Annotated in this window: 10 protein-coding genes; all 10 read left to right on the top strand. The window is 66.2% G+C overall.

What is annotated here, in order from left to right; translation table 11 throughout:
* The 10 genes from KOR34_RS06725 (at position 1) to KOR34_RS06770 (ending at position 14,708) form a co-directional block, all read left to right on the top strand.
* Positions 1-2,415: a DUF1549 and DUF1553 domain-containing protein gene (locus tag KOR34_RS06725; protein ID WP_146563364.1), complete on the top strand. Its 2,415-nt coding sequence runs from the start codon at positions 1-3 to the stop codon at positions 2,413-2,415.
* Positions 2,416-2,429: 14 nt separating this feature from the next.
* Positions 2,430-4,445, top strand: coding sequence for a c-type cytochrome domain-containing protein (locus tag KOR34_RS06730; RefSeq protein ID WP_146563366.1), 2,016 nt, complete (start codon positions 2,430-2,432; stop codon positions 4,443-4,445).
* 664 nt (positions 4,446-5,109) lie between these two features.
* Entirely contained in the window at positions 5,110-6,273 is a 1,164-nt protein-coding gene (locus KOR34_RS06735; protein ID WP_146563368.1) for a hypothetical protein, read from the top strand.
* A 74-nt stretch (positions 6,274-6,347) separates the two neighbouring features.
* Complete coding sequence (locus KOR34_RS06740; RefSeq protein WP_146563370.1) at positions 6,348-7,742, top strand: hypothetical protein; 1,395 nt, start codon at positions 6,348-6,350, stop codon at positions 7,740-7,742.
* A 65-nt stretch (positions 7,743-7,807) separates the two neighbouring features.
* The gene (locus KOR34_RS06745; protein ID WP_146563372.1) at positions 7,808-8,890 is read left to right on the top strand and encodes a hypothetical protein; all 1,083 of its coding nucleotides are present in this window, start codon (positions 7,808-7,810) and stop codon (positions 8,888-8,890) included.
* 83 nt (positions 8,891-8,973) lie between these two features.
* Positions 8,974-10,125: a DUF1559 family PulG-like putative transporter gene (locus KOR34_RS06750; protein WP_197531199.1), complete on the top strand. Its 1,152-nt coding sequence runs from the start codon at positions 8,974-8,976 to the stop codon at positions 10,123-10,125.
* A 50-nt stretch (positions 10,126-10,175) separates the two neighbouring features.
* A complete protein-coding gene (locus tag KOR34_RS06755; protein ID WP_146563374.1) occupies positions 10,176-10,643 on the top strand; it encodes a carboxypeptidase-like regulatory domain-containing protein in 468 nt (155 codons plus the stop codon).
* Between the two features lie 138 nt (positions 10,644-10,781).
* Positions 10,782-12,260 carry a hypothetical protein gene (locus KOR34_RS06760; protein WP_228714533.1) on the top strand — a complete coding sequence of 493 codons (1,479 nt, stop codon included), beginning with the start codon at positions 10,782-10,784 and terminating at the stop codon, positions 12,258-12,260.
* Positions 12,261-12,366: 106 nt separating this feature from the next.
* Entirely contained in the window at positions 12,367-13,701 is a 1,335-nt protein-coding gene (locus tag KOR34_RS06765; RefSeq protein ID WP_146563378.1) for a purple acid phosphatase family protein, read from the top strand.
* Complete coding sequence (locus tag KOR34_RS06770) at positions 13,701-14,708, top strand: right-handed parallel beta-helix repeat-containing protein (RefSeq protein ID WP_197531200.1); 1,008 nt, start codon at positions 13,701-13,703, stop codon at positions 14,706-14,708. Before KOR34_RS06765 ends, KOR34_RS06770 begins: the two co-directional genes overlap by 1 nt.
* The last annotated feature ends 7 nt before the right edge of the window (positions 14,709-14,715 follow it).

Below are 14,715 nucleotides of genomic sequence, written 5' to 3' on the forward strand. Positions count from 1 at the left end.
ATGCAACGCACCACCTGCTGTCTGGCCGCCGCTGTTTGCCTCCTTGCACACACGCACCTCAAGGCGGACGAGCTGCGGTTCTACCCCTCGGAGATCCGTCTGTCGGGCGCGCGGGACGCGCAGAGCGTGGTGGTGCACCAGGTGCTGCCCTCGGGCGCCACGCGCGACGTGACCGAAGAGGTCGACTTTGCCGTCGATCCGCCCGCTGGAATTGCAACGCTCAAGGGAGCCGTGCTCAGTCCCGCTGGGGGCGGCACGGCTACCGTCACGGCGACTCTTGACGGTCAGAGCGTGTCGGCGTTGGTGCGCGTTGAGCGGCCGGTTGACGATCCGCCTATCGGGTTGCGTCGGGAAGTGATGCCGGTGCTGATGAAAGCCGGTTGCAACGCGGGCAAGTGCCACGGCGCCGCCCGCGGGCAAAACGGGTTCCACCTGTCGTTGTTCGGGTACGACGCGGCCGGCGACCACCACGCGATCACGAAGGAGCTTCCCGGGCGGCGGGTCAACCTGTCGCGGCCCGACGACAGCCTGCTGCTGACAAAAGCGCTGGCCGAGGCGGCCCACGCGGGCGGGCAGCGTTTCGAGCAGGGGAGCGCGTCGCACCAAGTGCTGCGGCGGTGGATCTCCGAGGGCGCTGAGACTGACGCCCCAGACGCCGCCACGCCAGTCGGGATCGAGCTGTTCCCGCCCGAGGCGGTGCTGGTCGGCGATGGCCAGCCACAACGGTTGACTGTTCTGGCGACCTACTCCGACGGCGGCACGCGGGACGTGACCCCCTGGGCGGTCTACCTCAGCAACAACGACAACTCCGCCGCTGTTGACCAGGGAGGCGTCATCCGGTCGAAGAACCCGGGCGAGGCGTTTGTTATGGCCCGGTTTGCCACCTTCACCGAGGGCGTTCCCGTGATCGTGCTGCCGGCAGGCTCAGCGGAGTCGCCCGAGCTGCCGGCGCCTTGGACCGAGGTAGACGCCGTGGTGCACGACAAGCTCCGCAAGCTGCAGATCTCGCCCTCGGGCGTCTGCACCGATGAGGAGTTCCTCCGCCGCGTCTGCATCGACCTGACCGGCGTGACGCCGTCCGTGGAGCTGCGGGAGGAATTCCTTGCCAGCACGTCTCCCGACCGGCGGGCTGAGCTGATCGACCGTCTGATCGAGAGCGACGGCTTTACCGACGTGTGGACGATGCGGCTGGGCGAGCTGCTGCGGATCCGCACCTCCAATCAGGTCAGCTACAAGGCGTTGCTCGGCTTCCACAACTGGGTCCGCGAGCAGGTGGCCGACAACCGCCCGCTTGACCAGCTGCTGGCGGACGTGCTGGGCAGCAGCGGGGGCACATTCGACACGCCGCCCACCAACTACTTTCAGATTGAAGCAAACACGCTGCAGCTCGCCGAGAACGTCGCGCAGACCTACCTCGGCATGCGGATCCAGTGTGCCCAGTGTCACAACCACCCGTTCGACCGGTGGACGATGGACGACTACTACGGGTTCGTCTCGTTCTTTGCTCAGGTCGGGTTCAAGCAGTCCCGCGACCCGCGTGAGTTCATCATCTACGACTCGGGGCAGGGCGAGGTGCGGCACTTTATCGAAGGCCGGGACGTGACGCCCAAATACCTGGGCGGGCCCGCGCCCGACCTGAGCGCCGCCGACCGCCGGCAGTCGCTCGCCGACTGGATCGTCTCGGACGACAACCCTGCCTTCGCCCGCAACCTGGCCAACATTGTCTGGGCCCACCACTTCGGCCGCGGCGTGGTCGACCCGGTCGACGATGTCCGAATCAGCAACCCGCCCAGCAACGCGGCGCTGCTGGAGCTGCTCAAGGACAAGCTGATCGAAACCAACTACGACCTCCGCGCCCTGGTGCGGCTGATCTGCAACTCCCGCACCTATCAGCTTTCCACGTTGGCGAACGACTCGAATCGCGAGGATGTCGCGAACTTTGCCAAGGCGGACGTCCGGAGGATGCGGGCCGAGTCGCTGCTAGACAGCGTCTCGCAGGTGACCGATACGGTCGACGACTTTCCCCGCCTTCCCGTAGGCGCCCGGGCGATTCAGATCGCCGACGGCTCCATCAGCAACTACTTCCTGACGACCTTCGGCCGGGCTCCGCGCGAGACGGTCTGCGCGTGCGAGGTCGACGTGAAGCCCAATCTGTCGCAGACGCTGCACCTGATCAACGGCCAGGCGACCAACGACAAGGTCACCAGCGGGGGCGTCGTATCGAAGCTGCTTGAGCAGGGGGCGACCCCGCGCGAGGTGATCGAGAACCTCTACCTGCGGTGCTACTCCCGACCGCCGACGGATGTCGAGCTGGGTCGCCTGCTGCCGGGCATCGACGCCGACGAACCACGTGAGCGCCTGGAGGACGTGTTCTGGGCGCTGCTGAACTCTAAAGAGTTTGTCTTCAACCATTGATCGGCCTGCTCCAGATGGATTGCCGCCCACTCGCCGCCGTCGTGCGTGCCTGCATCGCCTTGCTGTTCTTTCTCTTCACCGGACACGGCGCGAGCGGTGAGCCTGTCACGTTCCTTGGCGAGGTGCGTGACGTACTCCGCAGCCACTGTGTCGGCTGCCACAACCCGAACCGGAGCGAGGCTGACCTCGACCTCTCCTCGTTCCCCGCGGTGATGGAAGGTTCGTACTCTGGCGAGGTGGTGGTCGCTGGGCAGCCGGATGAGAGTCTGCTGTACCTGGTGACCGCCCACGAGGACGAGCCCGCGATGCCCCCCGGCGGCCGGATGATACCGCAGGAAGAACTGGAGGTCCTTAAGAGCTGGATCTCCGGCGGTCTGCTGGAGTCGCCCGATTCGACGCCGACGCCGGCGGACGCCCCGGTCGGGGCGCCGGCGTCCAGTCCTGCCGCTGCGCCGCTAGTGTTCCTTGGCGAGCGTTCCGACCCAGTGGTCGCGCTGGACGCTAGCGTGGACACCGGTGTGGTGGCAGTCGGCGGGCAGCTACAGGTGCTTCTTGTCGACATCGACAAATGGCGCCTTAAGGAGGTGCTGCCGTACCCCGAGGGCGTCCCGCAGACGCTCCGCTTCTCGCGAGACGGTTCGCTGCTGCTGGCCGGCGGCGGCGTGCACGGGCAGTCAGGAGGCGTGGTGATGTGGGATGCGCGGTCGGGCGAGCGGGTTGCGACGCGGTCCGACGAGTTTGACGCGGTCCTGGCCGTCGATATCTCACCGAGCAACGGCTCGGTCGCATGGGGCGGTCCCGACCGGAAGGTCAAGGTTTCGCCTGCTGACACGCTCGTCCCAACGCGACGGTTTGAGAAGCACACCGACTGGGTGCTCGACGCCCGGTTCTCCCCCGAGGGGCTGCTGCTGGCGTCGTCCGACCGAGCCGGCGGCGTCTATGCGGTCGAAGCCGAGTCGGGCAGCACGCTTCACTCGCTGAGGGGGCACAACGGCGCTGTGACCGCGGTCGCGTGGGTCGATCGTGGCGATACCCTGGCGACGGCGAGCGAAGACGGCACCGTGCGGCAGTGGAACATGCACACCGGCCAGCAGTCCGCCCGCTGGACCGCGCACGCGGACGGGGTGCTTGATTTGGTCGCAACCGAGGCCGGATTGGTGACCGCCGGCCGCGACGGGCGAGTGATCGTCTGGGACGCCGACGGAAAAGCTCTGCACAAGTCTGAACCGTTGCCGTCGATGCCGACCGCTATTGCCCCACTCGGGAATGACGCCATCGCGGTTGGCTGCCTCGACGGAAGCCTGTGGAGGTGGTCCGTGGGATCCGATCAGCTGGTGGCGTTCGAGCTTGCCAACGGCGAGACGACGACCAGCCTCGCCGACCTTCCGCAAGCGGGCGCCCGCCCTCCAGAACTGTCCTCTGGTGATCGGGCCGTGCCCACGACGGCGTCGCTGTCCGTAACCGACCCCACGAGTCTTGCCGACGCCGCCGCGCTGGTGCAGCGCGTCACGTCGCTGCAGCGGGACGTTTCCGACCTGCTTGCCAGCGCGGAGAGCCTGCGTGACCAGATCGCGGAAACCGAGGAGGCGATCGCACGGCTCGAGTCAGCCATGGGCGACTCCGAGCAGACCAGGGAGCTTGAGCAGGCAGCCACAGCGTCCCGTGCGGAGTTTGAGTCTCTTGGCCAGCGGCTAGTGAGGTTGGCCGCGGTGCAGGCCAACATGGACGACGCACTCCGCGAGCTAGCGGTTGAACCGGCTTGTAGCGATGAACTACTTGTCCACGCGGCGACCTTGCAGAGGGTGGCGAGAGAAAAGATTGCCCGCGCGCTGCAGGAAGTCTCAAGGAAGCAGCAAGTCGCGCGTGAGCGTCGCGACGCGTGTGCGGAGGACTTGGCAAGTTCTATGCAGGGTCCCTCTCCCGAGCAGCAGCGGGAGTTGGATGCCCGCCGCAGAGAACTATCAGGGCAACAAGCATTGCTGGCCGATCTCGAGGCCAGGCTGCAGACGCTGCTTCGGGGCGCGGAATAGCGTCGCCTTCTTCAACCACACGTTGAGTGGTTTCGTGTCACCCACACCACAGCGGGGTCGCGCTGTGGCGCTCTGTGGCTCTGCTAGGCGCGACTGGCAGTCGTTCTGTCACGGGTGGCCAAGTTAAGAACGCCTTCATCTTCATCTCCGTACGCAGGGATCGGGGGTATCACCTCAAGTTCCTAATTGAAAGTGTGTTGCGCCAACAGTAGGTCCGTACGGCGTTAGCAGCGGAGGCCTTCAGGATTGCCCGCCCAGCCTATCTAGCGTCCCGCGGCGCCAGTTGGGTGACGCCTCTTCAACAATTCATTACTTGCTCTTAACACGCAAAGGCGTTGATCGGGCCGGTATGTGAAGGTTCGGCAACGCGACTGTGAGCGCGCCGCAAAGATTCGGTGAATGATTGCGCCGACCGTTGCGGACGTGAAAACCCACGGTAGTCTGTCCGCTAATTCGACGTTCGAACTTTGTCTGGCCCCGCGAGAGCGGCCCGCCTTTAGCCAACGAAGTGCGAGCAAGGAAGCCTCGGAGGATTGCTTGCTGCGGTAGTTCCGCAGCCCTTTGCCCACCCGGTCCGCTGCGTGACGAGGTCACGCAGCGTTTTGCCTACGCTCCCCAGACCTCCGTGTCGTGTGCACCGCAGAACAAGAGGCAGGAGAACACCGTGAAACACCTGATTGCAGCATCGCTATCCATCGTCGCCCTGACGCAGGCGCCCCTCCAGGCCGCCTCGGTCACCTTCCAGGAGGGCGTGAACGGCTACAGCGGGACGGTTGACGTTGAGTACCGCTCTGATTCCGCCATCACCGCGTTCCCCAACGACGTGGCGATCTCCGTCGACCAGAACGACGGCTCCACCGGCGACCAGAACAACCGTACGCAGGGCGCCCTTAGGTTCGAGAACATCATCGGCGACGGCCCCGGGCAGGTGCCGACGAGCGAAGAGATCCTGTTCGCCGAGGTCGTGCTGTACGTCACCAGCAACACGGCGGACGACGCCGTGATCAGCTTCAACCGGGTGCTCGGCATCGAGCAGGGCTCCAGCGATCTCGTCGACGCCGACGCCGGCATCCCCCAGGACCGGAACCGCCCGGCGGGGCCCTGGCAAGACACCGACACCTGGCAGTCGATGGGTGGCAGCGTCGTGCCACGCGTCAACCCTGAGCCGGGCATTGACACGCTGCTGCTGCCGACCAACCCGATCGAAGTAGGCGACAGCCCCGCCCTGGCGGTCGGCAACGAGGCCCTGGCGTACGACGCCGAACCGGGCCGCACCGAGCCGCTCGACGGCCGCCTCGACCCCGACTTCAATCTGTCAGACGACGAGTTTCTGTCGATCGAGGTGACCCAGTCGGTCAAGGCCTGGCAGGCCGGCGCCGTGAACTTGGGGTGGGCGATCAACAACACCACCGGCAACGGCTGGGACTTCCTGACCTCCGACTTCGCCGTCTCGGCCTACCCGCCCGAGAGCCAGGCGGGCGTGCAGCAGCTGCTGGACCTGCTGGGCCTCACCGAGGCCGAGGCGCGGCCGAAGCTCAACGTTGTGTTCGGCGTGTCAGGAGACCTCGACGAAGACGGCGACGTTGACGCCGACGACTACACGCTGCTCCGCAGCGGACTGGGCAACCAGCTGCCTAACCGGGGCGGGCTCGGCGACCTCGACTTCGACCGGGACGTGGACCTGGTGGACTTCGCCCGGTTCAAGGTCGCGTTCGACGAGGTGAACGGCGCCGGCGCGTTCGCGGCCATGACCGCCGCCGCGCCCGAGCCGGGTTCGGCCGTGCTGGCGTTGCTGGCTGGGGTCGTGGCGATCTTCCGCCGCCGCTAACCGGCCCAACGCCGTGTTTGAACAAGACAACTCTCTGTTACCCACCGCGCACAAAGCAACTCGAGGGAATCCCCGTGACGACTAGAACCGCAGCGGCCGTTGGGGCGCTCGCCCTGCTGCTCGCCAATCAGGCCCACGCCCAGTTTGCTGTGACGTTCCAGAACGGCCTCACCCTTCCCACGGGTGTCGTCTACGAAGGAACCGACGATGTGGAGTTTGTGTCCGCCGACCTGACCGGCTCCGAGGACCGCTCCGGCAACCCGACCATCACGGTCGACGGCAACGACGGCGGCAACATCGCCCAGGGCGCCATCCGCTTCAACAACTTGCTGGTGAGCCAGGGTGGCGCGATCCCCGACGAGGTCGCCACCAACCCCGACGCGTTCACAATCACCCGAGCAACCCTGTCGTTCTTCAAGACTAGCGGCACCGGATCGCAGTCGGAGATCGCGTTTCACCGGATCATCGGGCCCAATACGCCGCCCGAACTCGGGACGCCGCGATTCTGGGAAGAGGACGACTCGTGGGCCGACCTGACCTTCAACATATTCCCCGATGGACCCAACTCGACCTTCGTGGAGTGGCCGTTCGGCCCCGCGGATCAGTTTCAGTTCACGCCCTCGGGCACGCCGCTCTCCCCGGCCACCGGCGAGACTTCGCTGTCCGCCGACTTCTTCGACCCCAACGAGCCAAAGGTGTTCACTTTCCAGGGTCAGCAGTTTGTGATTGACGGCGGCGGCTTCACCGAGAAGACCGACGATCCGCTGTTCGGCACCACCAGCTCCGACCTTGACTCTGAAGATATCCTCTCCGCCCTTGAAGACCGCGTGCTCGACTCGACCGACCCGCTAGGCTTCTCCGAGGCGCTCGCGTTCTCTTTCTTCGAGTTCGACGCGACCGACGCGGTGATCGACTGGCTGGTCAACGGCGAGACAAACCAGGGCTGGGCGATCAGCAACAACTCAGGCGACGGCTGGGACGTGATCGCGTCCGAGCTAACCGGTAGCTTCGACCACGGCTTCTTCGACGGCGAGACCGTCATCCCCGGCGTCGAGAACCTGACCGAAGAGGATCTGCCCTACGGCGTCGCCTTCGGTGAGAACCCGGGCACGCTGACGCTGGTCGGCGAGGGCTTGCGGCCCGCGCTCACCATCTTCTACGACGGCGCCGGCGGCGCCGCGGACCTCGACTTTGACGGCGACGCCGACCTGGACGACTTCGACGTGTTCCTCGCGGCGTTCGGCTCGGCGATCGACGGCCCGCTGACGCTCGGCGCCGCGGGCGACCTGGACTTTGACCGGGATGTCGACCCGGCGGACTTCCTGCTGTTCAAGCAGGCGTTCGCGGACGCCAACAGCGGTATGACGCTGTCGGCCGCCCTCAACGCCAGCGCCGCCCCAGAACCAACGGCCGCCCTGCTGGCCGCGGTCGGCGGGCTCGCGTTGTTCGTCCGCCGCAACCGCACCTAGCAACCTCACGAGCCGCGAGCAATCGCACCCCTTGAGATAGCAACCTGCCACAAGGACAGAAGATCATGCGTACACAACTGGCTTGCATCCTCTTGGCGACCGCGGCCGCTTTGCCTACCGGCGAAGCGTACGCGCAGGACCAGGACCTGTCGATCGTTATCAACCCCCGCACCGGCTCGGCGTCGCTCCGCAACGACAGCGGCGGCCCCCTGAGCATCGACGGCTACCTGCTGGTCGCCGCCCAAGACACGTTTGATTCCGTCGCCTGGGCCAGCCTCGAGGACAACGCGACCGCCGGCTGGCTGGAAGGCCAGGCCAACGACCAGATCATCAGCGAGGTGAACCTTGAGTCGTCGCTGTCGATCGCCGCGGGTGAGAGCATCGCCATCGGCTCGCCCTACGACGCGTTCTCGCCCAGCGAGATCGGCCAGGTCGAGCCGACCTTCGACTTTACCTACAGCGTCGAGGGCGTCGGGGTGTTCCCTGGCGAAGTTGAATTCTCGCAGCGCAACAACGTCGTGCTGGTGGTCGATCAGGCGACCGGCGAGGCTACCCTGGAGAACCAATCGGAGTTCGACGTCAGCATCGACTCGTACCTCGTGCAGTCGCCCACGGGCGTGCTTGACAGCGGCAACTGGTCCCGTCTTGCCAACACGGTAGGTGGCTGGGCCGCAAGCCCCGGGACCTCGACACGCATCGGTGAAGCCCACCTGGAGGGCGCCACGCTGCTGTCTGCCAACGGCGGCTCGCTTTCGCTCGGGTCAGCCGTCAACGCCGGCAGCCTGACCGATGAATCGGACCTGCTGTTCCAGTTCTCGATCGCCGCGGACGGCGCCGTTCCTGGACGCAGCCTGGTGGGCGGCGTGCTGTTTGGCCCGGCGGCCATCGTGCCGGACCTGCCAGGCGACTTCAACTCCGACGGCTCGGTAGACGCGGCGGACTACACCGTCTGGCGCGACGGCCTCGGCGTCACCTACCAGCAGAGCGACTACGACGTCTGGCGATCCAATTACGGTCAGACCGCTGCGAGTGGGCTGGCCGCCGCGGCGCAGGCCGCGCCAGAACCCGGTGTATCCGGCCTCCTGGCGGTTTCCACCTTGTTTGCCGGCGCCTCGCGGCGGCGTTCCCACCGCAGGGCGCGCCGCTAACCACCGTTGGCACGGCCGCCAACCCGCACTGCCTCGAGGGCGTAGCCCTTCCCTGAAGACATGAGGTTGACCCGATGACGCTAATGATCCGGAAACGAATCCACCCGACTCCCCAGCAGAGCAGCCCAGGGTTCACCCTGGTGGAGCTGTTGGTCGTGATCGCCATCATCGGAGTGCTGATTGCGTTGCTCCTGCCCGCGGTGCAGGCCGCCCGCGAGGCAGCGCGGAGGGCGTCCTGCCAGAACAACCTCAAGAACGACGCCCTGGCGGTCATCAACTATGTCGAGATCGAGGGCGCGTACCCGATCGGGGTCGCCGGCGGCGACCCCAGCAAGAACTCTTCGGAGCTCGCCATCGGCAGCGAAGAGGAGCAGGAGCAGGACCAAACCTATTTCTGCGACCGCGGGCTCGGATGGATTGCCCACATACTGCCTCACCTCGAGGAGCAGGCGCTGCACGATCAGGTGTGGGACGCGTCCGGCTTGCCGGCCTCCACCCAGGCCAACTTCCCACCGCCCAACCTGCTCTACTCGGGTGCCGTGTTCCTCTCTCGCACCAACGGCGGAAAGATCGTCTGGCGTGGCGGCGACAAGCCTCTGCCAACGTTTAAGTGCCCCTCCTCGGAACTGCCCGCGATGGCCGAGGGGCATATGGGGCGGTGGGAGTGGATCAACAACTACGCCACCAGCGACTACAAGGGGTCGGGCGGCTACGGTGACCAGGGCATCTTCCAGCACAGATGCGACAACGCCACCGCACGCTTGGAGCGTATGGGCCTGATCGACCCGGTGAACGGCTACCAGGGCGGCAAGACGGGGCTCACCAGGGTGCGTCCTGCCAACATTACTGACGGACTGTCCAACACGCTGCTGATAGGCGAGTCCGCCTACTACATCGCACAGCGGAACGGCAACACCGACTGGCCAATCTGGATGGGCGGCGCTAACAGCGACGAGAACACCATCTTCAAGACCGCCCGCGACGCGCCCATCAACTGCGACATCTCGCCGAAGTCGGTCGGCAACTTCTACGATGGACTGCAGGAAGGCGTGCCGGTGTACCTCCAATCGGGCCCGGCCGACGACGACTGCGCGTTCAGCTGGCACACCGGCGGAGCGTTCTTCGCTTTCTGCGACGGGTCCGTCCACTTCCTCCGCGAGGACATCGAGATGCAGACGTACCTCGACCTTGGCTCGCGGAACGACGGCAACGTCATCGACGACAGCGCGTTCTAGACCACTGCTGGCGGCCGTGACTGGCCCGCACAACACCGACGAAGCACCTAGTGAAACGACAGCCAACCAGACCGGACACCGGATCGAGGACGCTTGCCGCCACGTTGACGCTGGCGCTGCTGGCGGCTTGCGGGTGCGATGACGGCGCCGTCCGCGCCGCAGGCACCGTGCTGCTCGAAGGCGCGCCGGCCGCCGGCGGCCGGTTGACCCTGACGCCCGTGAGCGGGGGGGAGCGGGCCTTCGGCATGATCGATTCGGCCGGCCGGTTCGACCTGCGGGCCCGCGACTCCAGCGGCGTAGCCCCTGGGTCCTACCGGGTGTCGTTCCGGGGCAAGCTGGACGACAGGCTCCGGGCCCGCCTGCAGCAGCGGTCGATCAACATCCCCAACGCGGGCGAGTTGACCATGGTCTACGAGAGCCCGCAGCAAGCCACCTTCGACGTGCCGCCCGAAGGCGGCGAGGACCTTCAGATCTCCATCAGCAAGTCTGAGGGCTGGCAGGTCTTTGTTAGCGAGTGAGTCCGCGGCTAGGTCCCGCTACGAGGTGAGAACAGCCCCAATCGTGACGCAAGAAGCTCAAGCCAACACACGTACCCAAGATTGCTAGTGACACCCTCCGAACCGAGGCAAAGACTAATGAACGATGCTCCTTTAGGTTTGCGTATCGCCTCCCTCACGCCGGCTGCGCTCTTGGCGGCCGCGATCTGGTGCGGCCACTCTCCAGCCGCGACGATCTACAGCAATGGCGCCGTCAACCTGATCTCTACCGCTTCACCCGACGTCGAGGCGCAGGACGGCCCGGGCGCCACTTCGACCATCCTCAACGTGGTGTCGGGCGCCGACATCGCGGCGGCGCCTTCGGGCGACCCCAACGAGGGCCGCAGCATCGGCCTCACCGGCAGTTCGGTGCTGCTCTTCTCCGGCGGATCGGCCGCGGGCGACATCCAGGCTGCCGACAACTCGGTGGCGTTCATCGTCGGCAGCGCATCGGTAGGCGGCAACATCGAGGCGACCGGCGCCGCGGAGGTGCAGATCTCATCGAGCGCCAACATCGGCGGGAACCTGCTCATCAGCGGCGCGGCCACGGCCACCATGTTCGGCGGCGTCATCGACGACCTCGAGGCCGGCGACGACGCCGTCGTGACGTTCTCCAGCACCGCGCGTGTTGACGACGACGCGTTCTTCACCGGCTCGTCGCGGCTGGTGGCGAGCGGCGGCCGCTTCGACGACGAGCTTCAGTTCTTCGACAATACCTCGGCCCACTTCACCGGCGGCGAGGTCAACGACGACTTGGTGGTTGCCGGCTCGGCCCAGGTGGTGATCGACTACTTCCAGGTTGACGACACGATCGAAGCCAGCGACTCCTCGCACACCACGATCAATGGCGGCCTGATCTCGAACGTCGAAGCCGCCGGCAACTCGGTGGTCGAGATCAACGGCGGCGTCTTCGCGCCGGAGGGGGGCGCCATCGGCTCGTTCGGCGGTCGGGTGACCGCCACTGGTGGCGTGTTCGGCGTCGCTGGAAGCACCGACGCGATCGAGATCCCAGCGGTCGCTGGCGGCGCCGTGCGAATCTCCGGCGTCGAAGTGGCCGGCGCCGGCGACGGGATGGCGCCGCCTGCGGTGATCGCGAACTCCCTCAATGGAAGCGTCGAGCTCAACAGCATGCGGCTGGGCGATCTCTCGGTGAATACCATCACCGGCGCGTCGACCACGCTGCGTGATCTCGTGGCGGGCGCTGTCGCGGTTGAGCTGCAGGCCGGAACCGGCGAGATCGACATCACATCGGCCGACTCCTTGAGTGTGACAGCCGACCTGGGAAGCCGTCTGGACATCAAGGGCGGCGACTTCGGTGCGAGCGACCTCAGGGTTCTCGGCGGCAGCTCCGTGCGGATCTTCGGTTCCGACTTCCTCGTGAACGGCATTGTGCCGGTTGGGTCGTCGCAGTTCCCCTACGTGGTTCCATTTGGCTCGGGGTCGATCAGCGGAACGCTGGCCGATGGCTCGGCGTTCTCAACAACCTTCGCTCGGGCATTCGGGGGCAACACCGAAATCGTTCTGATCCCTGAGCCAGCGTCGGCTACGCTGGTGCTGCTGGCCGCCGCCTCCGCACTCATGCGGCGCCGCGGCTGCTAGCCTGACGCCCACGTGCTGCAGTTTATCACGGCGGTCGACCGGGGCAGGTCGACCGCCGCGTCTTGCTTCCATGAGTTTCCTCCTACGGTACCCCAAGCCTGACGACATGCGATCTACAATCTATTCCTTCTTCACAACGCTGCTGCTGATGACCACGGCGCCGTCCTTGGCCCACGAGGGGCACGACGCGCCGGCGCCGACCTTCACCGAAGCAGAGCAGCACACGCCCACCCCGCTGCCCGATCGCGTGGTGCTTACCTGGCCCGGAGATCCGAAGACTTCGATCGCAGTTAGCTGGCGGACGCATGCGTCGATTGCTGAATCAGTTATTGAGATCGCCCCCGGCGAGCTGCTGCGGGGCAACCTGCGGACGGGGCAGGTGCCCGGTGCGCGGGTGGTTGAAGGCGTGTGCAGCCCGTTTGATTCGGATCTGGGGACCTGGGCGCAGCACACCGTTCGGGTCGACGATCTCGCACCCGGAAAGATGCACGCCTACCGGGTGGGCGACGGAACCCACTGGAGCGAGTGGCACCAGTTCCGCACCGCCAGCGCCGAGCCCGAACCGTTCACGTTCGTTTACTTCGGCGACGCGCAGAACGCGGTGCGTGCGATGTGGTCGCGCGTGGTTCGCGAAGCGAACCAGCACGCGCCGCGGTCGGCGTTCATGCTCCACGCCGGTGACCTGGTGAACCGCGGCAACCGCGACGCCGAGTGGGGCGAGTGGTTCGGCGCCGGCGCCTGGCTGAACGGGATGATCCCGTCCATCGCGTCGCCGGGCAACCACGAGTACGGCGAGGGCCTCTCCCGCCACTGGCGGCCGCAGTTCTCGTTCCCGCTCAACGGGCCCCCGGGACTGGAGGAGACCGTCTACTGGGTCGACTACCAGGGCGCCCGCATCATCTCTCTCAACTCCAACGAGCAGATCGAGCGGCAGACGCTGTGGCTCGACTCGGTGCTGTCCGATCCCAACCGACCGAAGTGGACCTTCGTCACCTTCCACCACCCAATCTTCTCGGCGGCCAAAGAACGCGACAACGCGCGGCTCCGCGCCGCTTGGCGGCCCGTGCTAGAGAAGCACGGCGTCGACATGGTGCTGCAGGGGCACGACCACGCCTACGCCCGGTCTGGCCTTGGCGGGCCCAAGAACGTGTCGGACGGGGTCAGCGGGAAGAGCAGCAACACCGTGTACGTGGTCAGTGTGAGCGGGCCGAAGATGTACGAGCTGCAGGAGAAGTGGGATGTGCCCCGCGTCGCCTCAGGCGTGCAGCTATTCCAGGTGATCCGCGTGTCGCCGGACGAGATCAAGTACGAGGCGCGCCTCGCCACCGGCGAGCTGTACGACTCGTTCACGCTCCGCAAGGACGAGTCGGGCCAGGCCGAGCTCCACGAGCATGAGGTCGAGACGCCCGAGATCAACGCCAAGCAAGCGGAGGCCGAATGATGCAAGACGCAAGCCCTCGGCTCGCGCCCACTTGGTGCTGCCTGCTGCTGGCCACCGCGGCGCCGATGCTCGCCAGCGAGACGACCCACCGGGTCCCCTCTGACTACAAGACGGTGCAGGCAGCGATCGACGCCGCCGCGGACGGCGACCGGGTGCTCGTGTCGCCCGGCGTCTATCGCGAGAGCCTGGTCATTGGAGGCAAGTCGGTGAAGCTCTGCTCCGAGTACACGCCCGGGGCCGACCCGCGCGTGATCGAGCGAACGGTGCTCAGCGGCGCCGTCCCGGAGGACGAGCACAACGAGGGGCGCGCCGAGCAAGTCGTGCTTATCAAGGCGGACTCGGGCGGATCGACCGAGATTGCCGGCTTCACCATCGAGGGCGGCGATGACGGCGTCTCATGCTACGCAACAGCCACAATCTGCCACAACCGCTTCGTCAACAACGTCGACGCGATCGACTTCGAAGGCGGCGGCGGGCTGTGCGAGCACAACCTGTTCGAGCGCAACGAGGACGACGCCATCGACCTCGACCAGGCGTGCGCCGTGGTCATCCAGCACAACCACATCGTCGACAACCTGGATGACGGCATCGAGATCCGTCTGCAGCCGTTCCAAGGCGAGCCAATCGAGATCCTGGTGCGGAAGAACGTCATCGCCGGCAACGCCGAGGACGGGATTCAGATCATCGACTACCCGGGGCTGACCGATCGACGGATCCGTATCGAGCAAAACCTGATCCTTCGCAACTCGATGGCCGGAGTCGGCTTCATGGCGGACGCCAACACCCGCGAAGACTACTCGGCGGCCGCAGTGCCCGAGCGGGTGGAGGTGACCGGCAACTCGTTCGTCGACAACAAGTACGGCCTGTCTGGAAGCGGCAACCTGCTGGTTGAGGGCAACTCGTTCACCCAGCACTCGGCCGCCGCGGTGCGTTCGGCCATCCCGCGTCCCGAGGCAAACCGGCAGAACTTGTTCTGGTCGAACCGCACTGACGCCGAGAGCCCGTAGGACCTTG

The sequence above is a fragment of the Posidoniimonas corsicana genome, assembly GCF_007859765.1.
In the GTDB taxonomy this organism is placed as follows: Bacteria; Planctomycetota; Planctomycetia; order Pirellulales; family Lacipirellulaceae; genus Posidoniimonas; species Posidoniimonas corsicana.

Bases quoted from the DNA above. Each gene is read 5' to 3' on its own strand.
- KOR34_RS06725 (WP_146563364.1), top strand. From the start codon at position 1: ATGCAACGCACCACCTGCTGTCTGGCCGCCGCTGTTTGCCTCCTTGCA.
- KOR34_RS06730 (WP_146563366.1), top strand. From the start codon at position 2,430: ATGGATTGCCGCCCACTCGCCGCCGTCGTGCGTGCCTGCATCGCCTTG.
- KOR34_RS06745 (WP_146563372.1), top strand. From the start codon at position 7,808: ATGCGTACACAACTGGCTTGCATCCTCTTGGCGACCGCGGCCGCTTTG.
- KOR34_RS06750 (WP_197531199.1), top strand. From the start codon at position 8,974: ATGATCCGGAAACGAATCCACCCGACTCCCCAGCAGAGCAGCCCAGGG.
- KOR34_RS06765 (WP_146563378.1), top strand. From the start codon at position 12,367: ATGCGATCTACAATCTATTCCTTCTTCACAACGCTGCTGCTGATGACC.
- KOR34_RS06770 (WP_197531200.1), top strand. From the start codon at position 13,701: ATGCAAGACGCAAGCCCTCGGCTCGCGCCCACTTGGTGCTGCCTGCTG.